Annotated in this window: 14 protein-coding genes; 6 read left to right on the forward strand and 8 right to left on the reverse strand. The window is 72.2% G+C overall.

Features of this window, described 5'->3' with window-relative positions:
- Positions 1–76 precede the first annotated feature (76 nt).
- Entirely contained in the window at positions 77–1888 is a 1812-nt protein-coding gene (locus GGQ69_RS00570; RefSeq protein WP_183523398.1) for a threonine/serine exporter ThrE family protein, read from the forward strand.
- Positions 1889–1915: 27 nt separating this feature from the next.
- Here the strand turns inward: GGQ69_RS00570 and GGQ69_RS00575 are convergent, their stop codons facing one another.
- Entirely contained in the window at positions 1916–2611 is a 696-nt protein-coding gene (locus tag GGQ69_RS00575) for a uracil-DNA glycosylase (RefSeq protein WP_183523400.1), read from the reverse strand.
- Between the two features lie 123 nt (positions 2612–2734).
- Here GGQ69_RS00575 and GGQ69_RS00580 point away from each other — a divergent pair, with 123 nt between their 5' ends.
- The 3 genes from GGQ69_RS00580 to groL all read left to right on the forward strand — a co-directional run bounded on the left by GGQ69_RS00580 (position 2735) and on the right by groL (position 5818).
- Positions 2735–3091, forward strand: coding sequence for a DUF3263 domain-containing protein (locus GGQ69_RS00580; RefSeq protein WP_183523402.1), 357 nt, complete (start codon positions 2735–2737; stop codon positions 3089–3091).
- Between the two features lie 83 nt (positions 3092–3174).
- Positions 3175–3900 carry a LytR C-terminal domain-containing protein gene (locus GGQ69_RS00585; protein WP_183523404.1) on the forward strand — a complete coding sequence of 242 codons (726 nt, stop codon included), beginning with the start codon at positions 3175–3177 and terminating at the stop codon, positions 3898–3900.
- 280 nt (positions 3901–4180) lie between these two features.
- Positions 4181–5818, forward strand: coding sequence for a chaperonin GroEL (groL, locus tag GGQ69_RS00590; protein ID WP_183523406.1), 1638 nt, complete (start codon positions 4181–4183; stop codon positions 5816–5818).
- 138 nt (positions 5819–5956) lie between these two features.
- On the opposite strand, the gene GGQ69_RS00595 is transcribed toward groL, so the two are convergent.
- From GGQ69_RS00595 to GGQ69_RS16680, 7 genes are all read right to left on the reverse strand, one after another.
- Positions 5957–6892, reverse strand: a complete 936-nt coding sequence (locus GGQ69_RS00595) for a DUF4031 domain-containing protein (protein ID WP_183523408.1) — start codon at positions 6890–6892, stop codon at positions 5957–5959.
- An 86-nt stretch (positions 6893–6978) separates the two neighbouring features.
- Positions 6979–7269 (reverse strand): WXG100 family type VII secretion target, encoded by a 291-nt coding sequence (locus GGQ69_RS00600; RefSeq protein ID WP_183523410.1) that lies wholly within the window; start codon positions 7267–7269, stop codon positions 6979–6981.
- A gap of 126 nt (positions 7270–7395) precedes the next feature.
- On the reverse strand, positions 7396–9201 hold the full coding sequence (locus GGQ69_RS00605; RefSeq protein ID WP_221243325.1) for a cell wall metabolism sensor histidine kinase WalK: 1806 nt from the start codon (positions 9199–9201) through the stop codon (positions 7396–7398).
- Between the two features lie 20 nt (positions 9202–9221).
- A complete protein-coding gene (locus GGQ69_RS00610; protein WP_010145005.1) occupies positions 9222–9929 on the reverse strand; it encodes a response regulator transcription factor in 708 nt (235 codons plus the stop codon).
- 122 nt (positions 9930–10051) lie between these two features.
- Positions 10052–11764 carry a DNA repair helicase XPB gene (locus GGQ69_RS00615; protein ID WP_183523412.1) on the reverse strand — a complete coding sequence of 571 codons (1713 nt, stop codon included), beginning with the start codon at positions 11762–11764 and terminating at the stop codon, positions 10052–10054.
- On the reverse strand, positions 11746–14283 hold the full coding sequence (locus GGQ69_RS00620) for a helicase-associated domain-containing protein (protein WP_183523413.1): 2538 nt from the start codon (positions 14281–14283) through the stop codon (positions 11746–11748). The genes GGQ69_RS00615 and GGQ69_RS00620 overlap by 19 nt, the downstream gene beginning before the upstream one ends.
- 16 nt (positions 14284–14299) lie before the next feature.
- Positions 14300–14581, reverse strand: a complete 282-nt coding sequence (locus GGQ69_RS16680; protein ID WP_183523415.1) for a hypothetical protein — start codon at positions 14579–14581, stop codon at positions 14300–14302.
- 320 nt (positions 14582–14901) lie between these two features.
- On the opposite strand from GGQ69_RS16680, the gene GGQ69_RS00630 reads away from it, so the two are divergent.
- Together GGQ69_RS00630 and GGQ69_RS00635 are read left to right on the forward strand one after the other, a co-directional pair.
- On the forward strand, positions 14902–15285 hold the full coding sequence (locus GGQ69_RS00630) for a cold-shock protein (protein ID WP_010145000.1): 384 nt from the start codon (positions 14902–14904) through the stop codon (positions 15283–15285).
- The gene (locus tag GGQ69_RS00635; RefSeq protein WP_221243326.1) at positions 15275–15961 is read left to right on the forward strand and encodes a DUF3027 domain-containing protein; all 687 of its coding nucleotides are present in this window, start codon (positions 15275–15277) and stop codon (positions 15959–15961) included. The genes GGQ69_RS00630 and GGQ69_RS00635 overlap by 11 nt, the downstream gene beginning before the upstream one ends.
- The last annotated feature ends 20 nt before the right edge of the window (positions 15962–15981 follow it).

Below are 15981 nucleotides of genomic sequence, written 5' to 3' on the forward strand. Positions count from 1 at the left end.
CGGGACAGGAGGAGAGGCAGCCGTGGACGATCAGGCCAGGACGCGATCGGGACGCCGGCGCATCCAGGAACCGCCCGTGGAACTGTCTCAGATCCCCATCATCCGTCCCGCGGCACAGACTCCCGCGGGAGCGCCCTGCGGGGAACACCCCGCCTCCGGCCATCCCGCCGTCGAGGAGGGCGCCCCCGCCACGAGCTCGATCACGGACTTCCCCCTGGGCCCGGCGGCCGAGGCCGCCGGCCACGTGCCGACCAGTCAGACCCCCACCGCCGCCCAGGCGCCCGCTCCGGCGACCGGCCCGCAGCCCACGGTCGCTGCCCCCGTCGTCGCCGACGGCGCCGGCGTGGGGCCCGTCACCGACACCCCGATCACGGAGCCGCCCAGCTCCGTGCCGGTGCCGCAGTCCGTGCTGGCGCCCTCCGAGCCGGTCACCGGCGAGCCGCCGACCGTCCCGGTGGCCCTGCGGGGGCCGAAGAAGCCGCGGTTGCGGTTCTCCGGCAGCTCGGCGATCCGGCGGATCATGTACTCGGAACCGTTGCCGACGCAGGCCCTGTCCATGGTGGACCGGATCGCCGGCAGCCCGTACGCCAACCCCTACCTGCGCACCACCCGGCTGGCGGACGCCGACGAGCGGGCCACCCTGGACTTCGCGCTGAAACTGGCGGAGACCCTCTTCCGCTTCGGCGCCGGTGCGCTCGAGGTGGAGACCTCGATCATCGTGGTGACCCAGGCCTTCGGCGTGCACGAGACCGAGGTGGACATCACCAACCAGTCGATCTCGCTGAACTACGCACCCGCCGGCAAGACGCCGTACACGCTGCAGCGCGTGGTGCGGTCCTGGTCGCAGAACTACGCGGGGCTGGCGCTGATGCACCGGCTGGTGTCCGCGATCGCCGCCGGAGAGGTGGACCGGGACGAGGCCCAGCAGCGGCTGGCCGACATCCGGCACAAGCCCAAGCCGTTCCCGAAGTGGCTCAACACCCTGTCCGCCGGGCTGTTCGCGGCCACCTTCGTGCTGTTCGTCGGCGGCGGGCTGGTCGGGGCGGGGGTGGCCCTGCTGTCCACCTCGCTGCTGATCACCGTGATGGACGTGATGGGCCGGGCCCGGATCCCGGAGTTCTTCGCCACGATGGCCGGTGGCTTCATCGCCACCGTGATCGCCCTGGTGCTCTTCGAGCTCGACGTGCCGCTGGGGCCGTCCCTGGTGGTGGCCGGCGGGATCATGCTCCTGTTGCCGTCGGGCCGCTTCGTCTCCGCGGTGCAGGACGCGATCAACGGCTTCCCCGTGACCGCCGCCGGCAGGTTCGTCTCCGCAGCCCTCATCTTCGCGGCGCTGATCGCGGGGATTATGTCCGCCGTGGTGTTCGCCAGCCTGATGGGCTTCGCGGAACTGGACGTGGACAACGCCAGCTCCTCGACGTACCCGGTCTGGTTCATGGGCCTGCTCGTCTTCCTGGCGGCCGTCTGGGACTCGATCTTCGAGCAGTCCGAGTGGAAGCTGCTGCTGCCCACCGCCCTGGTGTCCCTGACGGGTTTCGTGGCCTACGCCGGCGCGGAGGCCCTGGGCGTGGGACCCCGGCTGACCCCCGCCATCGCCGCCGTGGTCATCGGCGCCGTGGGCCGGTACGTGGCCCTGAGGATGGGCGCGCCCCAGCTCGTGGTGGCCGTGCCGGCCATCCTGTTCCTGCTGCCCGGACTGACCATCTTCCGGTCCATGTACGGCATCGCCATGGACAGCGGCGCCCTCGTGGACGGGCTCGTCGGGCTGTTCAACGCCTCCGCCACCATCATGGCCATCGCCGCCGGCGTGGTCCTGGGCGACACCCTGGCCCGTCCGTTCACCACCGCCCTGCAGGCCAACGAACGGCGCCGGATCGGCCGCCGCTGACCGGTCCGCACGGTGTGGCCGGAGTGGTCAGGAGTGGTCGACGCGCCAGTCGACCGGCTCGGCGCCCCACTGCTCCAGCAGCTCGTTCGTGCGGCTGAACGGCCGCGAGCCGAAGAACCCGCGCCGGGCCGAGAGCGGGGACGGGTGGGCAGACTCGATGATCCCCAGGGGCGCGTCCGCGGGCGCGTGGCGCTGCAGCACCGGGGCCATCTTCCGTGCATCGGCACCCCACAGGATGGCCACCAGCGGGGTGCCTCGTCCGGACAGTGCCTCCACGGCGGCCTCGGTCACCCGCTCCCACCCCAGCCCCCGGTGGCTGGCGGGCTGGCCGGCGGCCACGGTCAGGACCCGGTTCAGCAGCAGCACGCCCTGCCCGGTCCAGGCGGTCAGGTCACCGTGGGGGGCCGGGGGGATGCCGAGGTCCTCGGACAGCTCCTGGTAGATGTTCACGAGTGAGCGCGGCAGCGGTGACACGTGCCGGTCCACGGCGAAGCTCATCCCGATCGGGTGCCCCGGCGTGGGATAGGGGTCCTGGCCCAGGATCAGCACCCGGACCTCGTCGAAGGGCTGCCGGAAGGCCCGCAGGATGTTCTCCGGCGCCGGGAGGACCTGCTCCCCGTCGGCCCGCCGGGCCTTGACCTCGCGCCCGACGGCGTCCAGGGCCTCCTGCTGGGGCGCCAGGGCGCGCTCCCATCCGGGATCCAGTGGTTCGAGCAGTCTCATCGGTGCAGACTATCGAATGACACCGCTGTAGTTCGGCGGAGTAGACTGTGGAGTACTCCGTCCAGCGCCGTGGGTGCCCGAACAGATGCGCGGCGGGGGACCACTTCCCGGAAGGACCTTCCCATGACTGCAGCTGACCCCGTCCCCTCGGAGCGCGAGGACGACCCGCGCGCTGACCGGGGGCAGGACGACGGGCAGGAGGGCGCGGGCGGGCAGGAGCCCGGGGCGTCGTCGTCGGCACTGTCCGAGCGGGACCGGGACATCCTGGACTTCGAGGACCAGTGGTGGAAGTACGGCGGGGCGAAGGACCAGGCGATCCGCGACCGGTTCTCCATCTCGGCCACCACGTACTACCAGGTGCTCAACGGCCTGCTCGACCGCCAGGAGGCCCTGGCCCACAAGCCGATGCTGGTCAAGAGATTGCGTAGACTACGGACGACTCGCCACCGGGCCCGCAGCGCCAGGCGGCAGGAGGCCTGAGCGCCACGGTCATGGGGCCGTGGCCACGTCCGCGGCAGCCACCACGGCGCCGCCCGGTGCCGAAGATCTGGTGATGATGGTCCATGACTGAGTACCCGCGCGATCAGTTCGATGACGTGCCCGAATACCGCAACCGCAAGGGCGGCCATCGGGCCGTGGCGGAGCCGTCCGGCGGCACCGGCCCGTCCGGGCTGACCTGGATCTCGCTCGCCGCCGCCCTGGCCCTGGTGATCGGGGCGTTCTCGTACTTCATCCTGCCCACGCTGCGGGTCCAGGAGACCGCCCGGCCCGGTGCTGCGGAGGCGTCGGTGTCCGGGTCGGCGGCACCGGGGCAGGCAACCTCCCCGGGAATGACCCGGCCCGGTTCCGGGGCGGGGACCGCCGACCCGTCGGCCTCCGGCACGGCCAGGGCGGCGTCGTCGTCCGCGCCACCGGCCCGGTCTCCGGAACCCAGTACGACGCCGCGGAAGACCACGACCCCGCAGCCCACGAAGACGCCGGAACCCACGCCGACTCCCACGCAGACCCAGGAGCCTCAGACGGTGGACTACTCCTTCCCGGTGGAGGTCTACAACGCCTCCCGGGTCAACGGGCTGGCCGGCCGGGTCGGCGGCACCCTCTCCGGTTCCGGCTTCACGGTGGCCACCGCCGGGAACTGGTCGGGATACCCGGTGTCCTCCTCCGCGGTCTTCTACTCGTCGAACCCGGTCACCGCCCAGGCGGTCGCGGCCCGGCTCGGGCTGCCGGCGGTCTATGACGGGCGGATCCCCGGCATCGCCGTGGTGGTCACCGCGTCCTACGCCGGCTGACGTCCCGATGCGCACCCCGCGTTCCGGACGCGGATTCCCCTGCCCGCTGAACAACCGTCCGGGGCCCGGCCCGATGTTTGCACTCGGGTGTGCCGAGTGCTAAATATGGACTAGCACTCAGTGGTTCGGACTGCCAAGGCCCGCAGGCATGCGGGTGGTCCGCGCCACGAGTTTGACCTGAACGTGGTGAGGCCCGGCCCAGGGCCGTCCGTCGCGGGCACTGCACAGGTCGGTTGAACACTGCCAAGCAACGCCAAGGTCCAGAAAGGACAGTGCACACATGGCCAAGACCATTGCATTCGACGAAGAGGCGCGCCGCGGCCTGGAGAAGGGCCTGAACACCCTTGCCGACGCCGTCAAGGTGACCCTCGGCCCGCGCGGCCGCAACGTGGTGCTGGAGAAGAAGTGGGGCGCGCCCACCATCACCAACGACGGTGTCTCCATCGCCAAGGAGATCGAGCTCGAGGATCCGTACGAGAAGATCGGCGCCGAGCTCGTCAAGGAGGTCGCCAAGAAGACCGACGACGTCGCCGGCGACGGCACCACCACCGCCACCGTGCTGGCCCAGGCCCTGGTCAAGGAAGGCCTGCGCAACGTGGCCGCCGGCGCCGACCCGCTGTCCCTGAAGCGCGGCATCGAGAAGGCCGTGGAGGCCGTCACCGCCGAGCTCATCGCCTCCGCCAAGGAGATCGAGACCAAGGAGCAGATCGCCGCCACCGCGTCGATCTCCGCCGCCGACCCGCAGATCGGCGCCCTGATCGCCGAGGCCCTGGACAAGGTCGGCAAGGAGGGCGTCGTCACCGTCGAGGAGTCCCAGACCTTCGGCCTGGAGCTCGAGCTCACCGAGGGCATGCGCTTCGACAAGGGCTACATCTCCGGCTACTTCGTCACCGACGCGGAGCGCCAGGAGACCGTGCTGGAGGATCCGTACATCCTCATCGTCAACTCCAAGATCTCCAACGTGAAGGACATGGTGTCCCTGCTGGAGAAGGTCATGCAGTCCGGCAAGCCGCTGCTGATCATCGCCGAGGACGTCGAGGGCGAGGCCCTGGCCACCCTGGTGGTCAACAAGATCCGCGGCACCTTCAAGTCCGTGGCCGTCAAGGCCCCGGGCTTCGGCGACCGCCGCAAGGCCATGCTGGCCGACATCGCCATCCTCACCGGTGGCCAGGTCATCTCCGAGGAGGTCGGCCTCAAGCTGGAGAACGCCACCCTGGACCTGCTGGGCACCGCCCGCAAGGTCGTCGTCACCAAGGACGAGACCACCATCGTCGAGGGTGCCGGTGACGCCGAGGAGATCGCCGGACGGGTCAGCCAGATCCGTGCCGAGATCGAGAACACCGACTCCGACTACGACCGCGAGAAGCTGCAGGAGCGCCTGGCCAAGCTGGCCGGCGGCGTGGCCGTCATCAAGGCCGGTGCCGCCACCGAGGTGGAGCTCAAGGAGCGCAAGCACCGCATCGAGGACGCCGTGCGCAACGCCAAGGCCGCCGTGGAGGAGGGCATCGTCGCCGGCGGTGGCGTCGCCCTGATCCAGGCCGGCACCAAGGCCTTCGACTCGCTGTCCCTCGAGGGTGACGAGGCCACCGGTGCCAACATCGTCAAGGTCGCCATTGAGGCCCCGATGAAGCAGATCGCCTACAACGCCGGCCTGGAGCCGGGCGTGGTGGCAGCCAAGGTCAAGGGCCTGGCCGCCGGCCACGGCCTGAACGCCGCCACCGGTGAGTACGAGGACCTGCTGGCCGCCGGCATCAACGACCCGGTCAAGGTGACCCGCTCTGCCCTGCAGAACGCCGCCTCGATCGCCGGCCTGTTCCTGACCACCGAGGCCGTCGTGGCCGACAAGCCTGAGCCGGCCGCTGCCATGCCGGGTGGCGACGACATGGGCGGCATGGGCGGTATGGGCGGCATGATGTGATGACCTGCTCCTAGCAGGCATCACCGGCCGTCCGGGCGGGACTGATCCCGCCTCGAACGCCAGTGACGGCGAAGGCCCGGTTCCCGGTTTGTCTCCCGGGGGCCGGGCCTTCTCGTGTCCCGGCCCGGTTCCGGACCGTCAGCGGCGGGACCACCACCGGGAGGTCGGGTGCAGCTCCGCGGAGAGGTTGCGGCGGGCCGCCCCGTCCCACATCCGGTGACCCGTCGCGGTCCGGTACAGCGGGTCGGCGTCCAGCAGGGACTGCACGACGGCGGCCCGGCCTGCGGCGAAGGCATCGTCCGGCACGTGCGAGAAGTCCTTCCGGACGGCGGCCAGGTACCGCGCGTAGTCACCGCGACCACGTCCCAGCACCTCCAGGTCCGCGTCACTGAGCACGGCGCCGGAGCGGTCCAGGGGGTCCGGGTCGTGAGTGGTGGTCAGCCGGACCAGCCGGGCCGTCTCCGCGATCTCCGGGTCCGGCAGTCCGAGATCCGACAGGACGGTCTCCGCCAGCACCGCGGAGTCCTCCTCGTCCTGCCCGGGCGGCCGGCCGGGGTCGCCGCGGTAGACGGCGTCATGGAACCAGGCGGCCAGCTTGACGGCCCGGTCCCAGCGACCGCAGTCCTCTCCCTGGCGCAGCAACAGGTCGACGCTCTTCAGCACGGCCAGCAGGTGGGAACGGTCGTGGTAGTGGCGGTGGGGTTCGGACCACCGGGCCAGCAGGTCTGCCACCACGGGTTCGCGCTCGAGGGGGGAGTGACCGGGCAGCAACCGGTTGAACCGCTGGGTGAGGATCTTGTCCAGCTTGCCCGGCCGGTGGCTGGCCGGGATGCGCAACCCGGAGGCGACCAGGCGACGGACGAGCTCGGCGCCGCTGACCTCCTCCGCGCCCAACGCCACCAGGGCCGGGTATCGCTCGACGGGGACGTCATAGTGATCGCCGTCGAAGGCGCGGCGGGGGATCCCGGCCTCCTCGGCGAAGGCGTGCAGTTCCGCCAGGGAGTGGTCCGAGACCAGGTGGGAGAACACGGTGCCGTGGGCGGGCCACCGTGCCGGATCGATCAGCACGGCCATGGTCCCCATCCTAGGTTTCCGCCGGGTGGCTGGAGATGGATTGCCTGCGCACCTCCACCCACCCGGCAGACGTCAGGGCCGGGAGGTCAACCGCGGAACATCGAGGCGTTCGCGGTCTCGGCGTCCAGGTACTGCTGGGCCGCATGGGTCATGGCCCCGCGGATGGACACCAGCGACTCCTCGACGCGGGCCTGGGTGGCCCGCCACTCGGTCAGGATGGTCTGGAAGTTGTTCGAGGCCTGGCCGCGCCAGGTGTCCTGCAGCTGGCGGAGGTTGGCCTCCATCGCGTTGACCTCGGACTGCAGCCGGCCGATGGAGCCCTCCACGGCCTGGCTCTTGGCCATCAGGTCTTCGGTGTCGATCTGGACGAGTGCCATGTTCACTCCTGTGGTGAGGGATCTGGATGCCGGTCCGGCCGCCGCGAGGCGGTCGGACCGACCGGGCCGGAGTGGTCCGGCTCCCCGTCCACGCTAGGAACCCCGTCGGGCACCCGGCAGGGCGTCCTACTCCGTTGTGGAGGACGCCGGCCCGCCGGGCGCCTGTGCAGGACGCGGCGGGAGGGGCGGCTTGCGCCGGCCACGCATCACGCCGCGTCCGTTCCGCGCCGGTTTCCCCGTGGTCACCTGCCTGCCGGTCGGCTGACTGCCGTTCGCCGGTCCGCCGGCGCCGGACTGCTCGCGGGAGGGTTCGTCCCCGTCCACCGGCAGGTCCGCGTCTGCGGCGGGGGCCCCGTCCTCAGCCTGGTCCGTCCCGTCCTCGTCGGACTGCTCGTCCTGGTCCTGTGCGGCGGGGATCCAGGGCAGTCGCACGGAGAGGGTGGCGCCGCCCCCGGGCGTCTGGGTCAGCCGCACGGTGCCGTCGTGCTGGGCGACGATCGCCGCGACGATGGCCAGCCCCAGGCCCGTGCCGCCGGTCTCCCGCTGGCGTGAGGAGTCCGCCCGGTAGAAGCGCTCGAAGACCCGGGCCGCGTCGTCCTCGTCGATGCCGGGCCCGTGGTCCCGGATCTCGATCACGGAGTCGCGCGAACCGTGCACCTGCTGGCCGTCGGAGTCGACCGACCCCGGCAGCACGTCCACCGTGCCGACGGCGATCTCCAGCGGAGTGCCCTCCGGGGTGTACCGCAGGGCGTTGGTCACGAGGTTGGCCACCACCTGCCGCAACCGGCCCTCGTCCCCGGAGGTGGGCGCGGAACCGGCGCGGCCGCCGTCGAGCCCCTCGAGCCTGACCTCCCGGTCCGGCGCGTTGACGCGGGCGTCCAGGACGGCGTCGTGGGCCAGCATCATCAGGTCGACCGGCTCATGGTCCAGCGGACGCTGTTCGTCCAGGCGGGCCAGCGTCAGCAGGTCCTCCACGAGCTGGCTCATGCGCTTGGCCTCACCCTCGATCCGGCCCATGGCGGCGTCCACGTCCTCCTTCTCGGAGATCCCGCCGTGCCGGTAGAGCTCGGAGAAGCCCCGGATGGTGACCAGCGGAGTGCGCAACTCGTGCGAGGCGTCCTGGATGAACCGGCGCATGCGTTCCTCGGACTGCTCCTTGGACCGGAACGCGGTCTCGATATGCGCCAGCATGGCGTTCAGGGACCGGGACAGCCGGCCGACCTCGGTGTCCGGGGCGCCCATCTCCACACGCTGGGAGAGGTCGCCGGCCGCGATCTGGGCCGCCGTGCGCTCCACCCGCAGCAGCGGACGGAAGGCGCGGGTGGTCACGGCGTAGGCGATCGCCGAGGCGCCCGCAGTGGCCAGCAGGCCGATGGTGGCCACGAGGGACATCACCCGGTCCACGGAGCTGTACACCGGTTCCAGGGGCAGCGCGATGGCCAGGGATCCCTCACCGGACTCCAGGCGGTAGACCTGCACCCGCCACCCGCGGGAGTCCGCGTGGGTTCCGGGGACCTCGAATGCCTGGGTGCCCCTCGACAGGACCTCCTGTGCCGTCATCCCGGGAATGACCGGCCGGTCCTCGTCGACTCCGGTGAAGGAGGACTTCGTGGTGGTCCGCCCCTCGTTGTCCTGCAGTTCGCCGTAGAAGCGCAGGATGGACTGGGGCGAGGAGAAATAGTCCGTGCCCATGCCGAGGCTGGTCAGGTAGACCGAGACGTTGCTGCGGTTGGCGAACAGGTCCTCGTCGATCTGCCGCACCAGTTCCTGCCGGAACAGGGACGCGGTCAGCGCGGCGGTCACGGCCACGGCCAGCAGCATCAGGCCGCTGGTCATGACCACCAGCTGGGTGCGCAACGAGGAGGTCTTCCAGGTCCGGACGATCTCGTGGAACGGCCGGAAGCGCCCGTTGTGGTTCACGGGTGGGGGCATGCCATCAAGGATACGGACGGTCAGCGCTTCTCAGCGGAGCGCAGCAGGTAGCCGACGCCGCGCTTGGTCTGGATCATGTCCGGCAGGTCGGGGCGGTCGATCTTCCGGCGGAGGTAGGAGATGTACGACTCCACGATCGAGGCGTCCCCGTTGAAGTCGTACTCCCAGACGTGGTCCAGGATCTGCGCCTTGGACAGCACGCGGTTGGGGTTCATCATCAGGTAGCGCAGCAGCTTGAACTCGGTGGGGGACAGTTCCACCACCTCGCCGGCCCGGCGCACCTCATGGGCGTCGTCGTCGAGCTCGAGGTCGTCGACCCTCAGGACGGCGTCGTCGCCGTCGGCCGGGGCGGTGCGGCGCAGCACGGCCCGGATGCGGGCGACCACCTCGTCGAGGGAGAACGGCTTGGTGACGTAGTCGTCACCGCCGACGGTCAGCCCGGTGACCTTGTCCTCGGTGTCATCGCGGGCGGTGAGGAACACGACCGGGAAGTGACGGCCGGCGGCGCGGAGCTTGCGGGTGACCGTGAAGCCGTCCATGTCCGGCAGCATCACGTCCAGGACGGCCAGGTCCGGCTGGTCCTTCTCCGCCGCGGCCAGGGCCTCGCGGCCATTCGCGGCCGCCACCACCTCGAACCCGGCGAACCGCAGGGAGGTGGACAGCAGCTCTCGGATATTGGGCTCGTCATCGACGACCAGGAGCTTGGCTTCGGGCTCTTTGGACTTCATGGATTCCATCGTCCACCCGTTCGCTGAGCATTTCCTGAACGTTGGCTGAGCGAGGTTTCCGGGGTGCCGGACGGTCCCGGGCTGCGTATCCACCGCCACGTCGACGGCAGCGGGCACCTTCCCTAGGGCTGGGCCAGGTCCGCGGCGTCGAGGATCGTGTACGCGTACCCCTGCTCGGCCAGGAACCGCTGCCGCTTCTGGGCGTAGTCCTGGTCCAGCGTGTCGCGGGAGACCACGGTGTAGAAGTGGGCGGACTTCCCGTCCTCCTTCGGGCGCAACAGCCGGCCGAGACGCTGGGCCTCCTCCTGGCGGGAACCGTAGGCCCCGGAGACCTGCACGGCCACCGAGGCCTCGGGCAGGTCGATCGAGAAGTTGGCCACCTTCGACACCACCAGGACCCCTATCTCCCCGTCCCGGAAGGCGCCGAAGAGACGTTGGCGCTCCGCCACCGGTGTCGACCCGGTCAGCACGGGAGCCTCCAGGAGCTCCCCGAGTTCCTCGAGCTGGTCGAGGTACTGGCCGATGACCAGCACCTGCTCACCGGGGTGCCGTCCGAGGATGGAGCGCACCACGGGCAGCTTCACCTCGGAGGTTGAGCACAGCCGATACCTGTCGGCGTCCTCGGCCATCGCGTAGGCCACCCGTTCATCCCTGGGCAGCTCCACCCGCACCTCGATGCACTCGGCCGGGGCGATGTAGCCCTGGGCCTCGATGTCCTTCCACGGGGCGTCGTAGCGCTTCGGCCCGATCAGCGAGAACACCTCGGACTCCCGGCCGTCCTCACGCACCAGGGTGGCGGTCAGCCCCAGCCGACGCCTGGCCTGCAGGTCCGCCGTCAGCCGGAAGATGGGCGCGGGCAGCAGGTGCACCTCGTCGTAGATGATCAGCCCCCAGTCGTGGTCGTTGACCAGCTCCAGGTGCGGATAGATCCCGCCCCGTTTGGCGGTCAGCACCTGGTAGGTGGCGATCGTGACCGGGCGGACCTCTTTGACCGCCCCCGAGTACTCACCGATCTCGGTCTCGGTCAGCGTGGTCCGTCGCAGCAGCTCGGCCTTCCACTGCCGCGCCGAGACCGTGTTCGTCACCAGGATCAGCGTGGTGGCGCCCGCGGTCGCCATGGCGCCTGCGCCCACGAGGGTCTTGCCCGCCCCGCACGGCAGCACCACGACCCCGGACCCGCCCGCCCAGAAGTTCTCCACCGCCATGCGCTGGTACGGGCGCAGTCGCCAGGGCTCCCTCGGGACGGTGTCGACCGCGTCACCGTCCGGATACTCCCCGTCCGCAAGCTCACCGGTCTCCGGCACCTCGGTGAGCCCGATCGGGTAGGGCGTGCCGTCCACGTAACCCGCGGCGTCCTCGGCGGGCCAGCCGAGCCTGAGCAGGGCCTGCTTGAGCTGTCCGCGGCTGGCCACGTGGACCACCACGGTCCGGCCGTCGATGCGGGGACCGAACATGTCCGCGGTCTTCCGGGCGTGCAGGACCTCCTCGAGCACCGGATGGTCGTCGGTGCGCAGGACGAGGCCGTGGACGGGGTCGTTCTCCAGCCGCAGCCGGCCGTAGCGGCTCATGGTGTCGTCGATGTCCACCAGCAGCGCATGGGGCACCGGGTAGCGCGAGTGGGTCAGCAGGACGTCGAGCACGCGTTCGGCGTCCACCCCGGCCGCGCGGGCGTTCCACAGGCCCAGGTTCGTGATCCGGTAGGTGTGCACGTGCTCCGGTGCGCGTTCGAGCTCGGCGAACGAGGCCAGCGCGTGCCGGGCCTCGGTGGCGTCCGGGTGGTCCACCTCGAGCAGCACGGTCTTGTCCGACTGTACGATCAACGGTCCGTCGGGCATGGGTCCTCCTGGTCGGTCGTGGGGGATGCGGCGGCGGTCACGGGCTCGGCTGCCCCGGCGGGCTCGGCGGAGACGACGCGGTGGAGCGGCACCACCGTCTCGGCCTCGCGGGAGGGGACGAGGCAGCGGACGCGGCCACCGGCCACGGCCAGCGGCACCACCCGCAGCGACTGCCGATGGCCCCGCTGGTCCACGGTGACCAGGTCGACCGTGCTCCGCTGCCGGGCGGCGTGGCGCAACAGCACGACGGCCTCCTCGGTGCCCGGTCCGCTGGGCGAGGGACGCGGCGCGGCCCGCAGCCGGGCGACCTGGGCGGCCAGCTCCTCCTCGCTGGGCGTCCACCGCACCGCCCGGACGGGGGCCGGGAACACGGACTCCACCGTCCCGCTCTCCGGGGTCGCCCGCCGCAGCCTGGACGGCCCGGCGCCGGCCGCGCCGGCCCCGGCGGAGGCCGGGGTCCCGCTGCGGTCCGGTGTGCCCCGCCGACGGGAGGACCGGTGTCCGGCGCCGGCGAGCATCCTGTGCAGTTCGCGCTCGCCGACCGGGGACACCGCGACCGTGGGTGCCACCCGCTCCAGTCCGGCGTCGGCCAGGACCGGATCGGCGACGATCGCATCCAGCAGGGCCTCGTCCTCCACCCGCAGCCAGGACCCGGCGGATCCGACGGTCACCGCCCCATGGCGGCGCGCGACGTCCCGGACCAGATAGCGCAGCGACTGCGGCAACTCGTCCTCGGAGTGCGCGTCGAGGAACTGCTCGATCGCGGTCGCATCCAGCCCCGTGTCCAGCGCGCGGTACAGGGAGTCGTCGGAGAACCGGTAGACCCGGGCGGCACCGTCACCCTCGGCGTCGGCCATCGTCGCCAGCGTCCGCGCCACCTCGGGATCGAGGTACCCGGGGGCCACGGCGGTCAGGTCACCCTGCAGGCGCACCCGGGTCAGGGGAGCGGGAAGTGCCGTCCCGACGGCGTCGGCGGCCTCGCCGAGGCGACCGGCGGCGACGAGGGCACCGGCCACGGTGAGGGCACCGGCGCCGGTCAGGCCGAGCCGGGCGGCCTCGGCCAGCAGCGGTGCGGTGAACGGAGCGGTCCGGGCGGACTGGCGGGGGCTGCGCCACCGGAGGCGCCGGGCCACCGCCTCATCCAGCAGCACACCCGGCCGTTCCCCCGCGAGCTCGAGGGCGGTCTCCAGCACGGCGGCCCGCAGCCCGGGCGCATCGGGCCGGTTCCGGTCGGAGGCCAGCGCCCGCCCGCCACCCGCCGCCGAGGGCGCTGCTCCGGACGAGGAGCCGGACGGAACGCCACCGGCCGTGGGCGCCGGGCCGAGCAGGGGCGCGCGTCCGCTGCCCAGCCAGCCCAGGACGAGTGCCTCCCACTGCACCTGGCGCTCGCTGCGTTGCCAGTCCGCCGCCTCGGCGGCGACGACCCAGCGGGAGGTGTCCGGATCCAGGACCAGGAGACCGGCCGCGGCGAGCAGTTCCAGCAGCCAGGAGGTGTCCTCGGGCGCCGAACCGGTGGAGTCGGCCAGCCGTTTCACCTCCCGGACGCCGACACCGCCCGAGCGCAGGGTCGGCAGTCCCTCGAGCAGTCCGTCCAGGAGGTCGGCGCAACCGCGCAACAGGTCGGTGATGGCGGCCAGGGCGGCGTTCGAGGACAGCGCGGTGGGCACGGTGCGGTCCTGCGGCGGCGGCGCGGTGACCCCCAGCCGGCGTCCGGCGGTTCCGTCGCGCCAGGCCAACCCGGCCTCGAGGGGGTGCTCGGCCAGGTCGGTGCCGTCCGGCAACCGGCCGGTCCGGACCAGCAGGCCGGTGTCCAGGAGCAGGTCGTGGACCGGTCCCGGTGGTGCGGGCAACCGCGCCACCGGAGCGGACTGCAGCACGTCCAGGGCGGCGGTGGCCCGGGCCAGCAGCTCGGGGTCCCCGGTGCGGTGGCCGAGGGCCGCGAGGACCCCGGCGCGGTCCGTCGGCGGTTCGCCGGCCGGGGCGGGACCCGGGCGGGTGGGCCGTCCGCCGGGGCCGGCGGGGCCGTCCTCGGGTACGAGCACCGCCAGGCTGCGCCCCAGGCCCAGCGGATGGGAGCCGAGCGCGGTGGTGACGGCCAAGGGCAACTGCCAGCCGTCACCGGCGGGCAGCACCAGGGCGGCGTCCGCCAGGTCATGCAGGACCGAGTCCACGGCGTCGGAACCGGGATCGTCAGGACCGGCGGTCCCCAGGAACACGGCGAGGCGGGCGCGGGTGACGACCGCCCCGGCGTCGGGGACCCGGCGGCCCGGGGCACCCTGGACGGCGCCGGGGATCCGGGGTGCCCCGGCGAGGGCCGCCATGGCCTCGAGGACGTCGAGGTGGGCCCGGTCCAGGCCGTCGAGGGCACGCAGCACGGACATCTGGGTGCTGGCCCTCGCCGCGAGGGCGGCGAGATCGGGAACGGGCGGATGGCAGAGGTCTGGCCGGAGCCGGAACAGGCGGTGCAGTCGGTGGTCCGGCCACCGGGCGAGGTGGCTCGTCAGCGAGACGGCCGTCATGGCTTCGGCGACCGGGTCAGGCGCGGCGCCTGAGCACCGCCTTGATCACCACGAACGCGAGCATCAGCGCGAAGCCGAGCGGGAGCCCGAAGAGTCCGAACCAGTAGAACACGGGCCAGGCCGTGATCTGGAGGAAGTAGGACGCCAGGAGCAGCACCGTGGCGGCGAAGGACACGGCGGTCAGCGTCCCGCCCACGATGAGCAACGCGCGCAGCCAGGGCAGGGACTCGGGGGTCGAGCCTGCGGCGGAACCGGTGGCGACGGAGGCCTCGGGGGAGGTCACGGGACGTACGGACATGGCGACCAGTCTACGCCTGCGGTGAGCGGCGCCGCGGGGGAAGGTCCCGGGTGAGGGGCGAGAGGGTATCCTTGAGGGGCTACAGACTTTCCCTTCCGTCCGGCACGCGACGGAGGCGGGTTCGCCCGGAACCGGACGTCCACGACGACTCCCGAGGCCGCACCCGCCCGTCACGCCGGCACCGCCGCAGGGCCACCAGGAGTCGCCGCACCGTGAACGCCCGGCCATGCGACCCCCGCAGTCGGCCCGGCCCGACCGGTCGGCGACGGCACGCCGCCACGGCCGGAAGGGTGCACCGAAGACAGAGAAGGACACGAGTTATGCCCACCGGCAAGGTAAAGTTCTACGACTCCGCCAAGGGGTTCGGATTCCTGCACACCGAGGACGGCAGGGAAGTGCACCTGCCCGCCTCCGCCCTGCCCGCCGGGGTGACCGAGGTCCGCGCCGGCACGCGCATGGAGTTCGGCGTGGCCGAGGGGCGCCGCGGCCCGCAGGCCCTCAGCGCCAGGATCCTCGACGACGCCCCGTCCGTGGTGCGAGCCCACCGCCGCAAGCCCGAGGACATGGCCGTGCTGGTCGAGGACCTCATCAAGTGGCTCGACATCGCCTCCAACGGCCTGCGCAAGGGCAAGTACCCCCAGCGGTCCCAGGCCGAGAAGATCGCCATGGCGCTGCGCAAGGTTGCGGACGATCTTGAGGCCTGAGACTGCGGTGGCCGCACAGGCCACAGACGACGAGGCCCGGACCGCGGACACGCCGCCCGGTGAGGCGCAGACCGTGCAGACGGCCGCAGGCACCGTGCGGATCCCCCCGAAGCCGACCCGTGCGCCCCGGCGCCGGGCGCCGAAGCTCGACGAGCTGCTGGCCGGTGCCGTGGACGAGGCCCGGGCCGCGCTGATCGCGGAGACCGGCCTGGCCGAGGACGGCCAGGTCGGCGCGCACGTCAGCGCCGTGGCCGACGACGACCGGCTCGTCACGCATCGGTTCGCCGCGACGCTGCCCGGTTATGGCGGGTGGGAGTGGTTCGCGACCCTGGCCCGCGCACCGCGCAGCAAGGTCGTCACCGTGTGCGAGGTCGGCCTCCTGCCCGGCGAGCGCGCCATCCTGGCCCCGGACTGGGTGCCGTGGTCCGAGCGGGTCAGCCAGGAGGAGAAGATCCGCCTGGACGCCATCGCCGCCGGCGAGGACCCGGAGAAGGCCCTGGCGCGTTTTCGCGGCGACGAGGACGGGGGCGACGGCCCCGAGGGCGACGATGATGGCCGGGGCCAGGACCAGGACCAGGACCAGGACCAGGACGACGAGGACGCCGTCGACGCGGCCGACGTCGACAGCGGCTCGGACGTGGCCGACGCCGACGCCGGAGCCGAACCGACCTCCTGACCGCGTCACCGGTACGAGAA

The sequence above is a fragment of the Micrococcus sp. TA1 genome, from assembly GCF_014199555.1.
Lineage (GTDB): Bacteria > Actinomycetota > Actinomycetes > Actinomycetales > Micrococcaceae > Citricoccus.

Excerpts from the sequence above, each read along its gene's own strand:
- GGQ69_RS00575 (WP_183523400.1), bottom strand. The coding sequence starts at position 2,611 with ATGAGACTGCTCGAACCACTGGATCCCGGATGGGAGCGCGCCCTGGCG.
- GGQ69_RS00580 (WP_183523402.1), top strand. The coding sequence starts at position 2,735 with ATGACTGCAGCTGACCCCGTCCCCTCGGAGCGCGAGGACGACCCGCGC.
- GGQ69_RS00585 (WP_183523404.1), top strand. The coding sequence starts at position 3,175 with ATGACTGAGTACCCGCGCGATCAGTTCGATGACGTGCCCGAATACCGC.
- groL (WP_183523406.1), top strand. The coding sequence starts at position 4,181 with ATGGCCAAGACCATTGCATTCGACGAAGAGGCGCGCCGCGGCCTGGAG.
- GGQ69_RS00595 (WP_183523408.1), bottom strand. The coding sequence starts at position 6,892 with ATGGCCGTGCTGATCGATCCGGCACGGTGGCCCGCCCACGGCACCGTG.
- GGQ69_RS00600 (WP_183523410.1), bottom strand. The coding sequence starts at position 7,269 with ATGGCACTCGTCCAGATCGACACCGAAGACCTGATGGCCAAGAGCCAG.
- GGQ69_RS00605 (WP_221243325.1), bottom strand. The coding sequence starts at position 9,201 with ATGCCCCCACCCGTGAACCACAACGGGCGCTTCCGGCCGTTCCACGAG.
- GGQ69_RS00610 (WP_010145005.1), bottom strand. The coding sequence starts at position 9,929 with ATGAAGTCCAAAGAGCCCGAAGCCAAGCTCCTGGTCGTCGATGACGAG.
- GGQ69_RS00615 (WP_183523412.1), bottom strand. The coding sequence starts at position 11,764 with ATGCCCGACGGACCGTTGATCGTACAGTCGGACAAGACCGTGCTGCTC.
- GGQ69_RS00620 (WP_183523413.1), bottom strand. The coding sequence starts at position 14,283 with ATGACGGCCGTCTCGCTGACGAGCCACCTCGCCCGGTGGCCGGACCAC.
- GGQ69_RS16680 (WP_183523415.1), bottom strand. The coding sequence starts at position 14,581 with ATGTCCGTACGTCCCGTGACCTCCCCCGAGGCCTCCGTCGCCACCGGT.
- GGQ69_RS00630 (WP_010145000.1), top strand. The coding sequence starts at position 14,902 with ATGCCCACCGGCAAGGTAAAGTTCTACGACTCCGCCAAGGGGTTCGGA.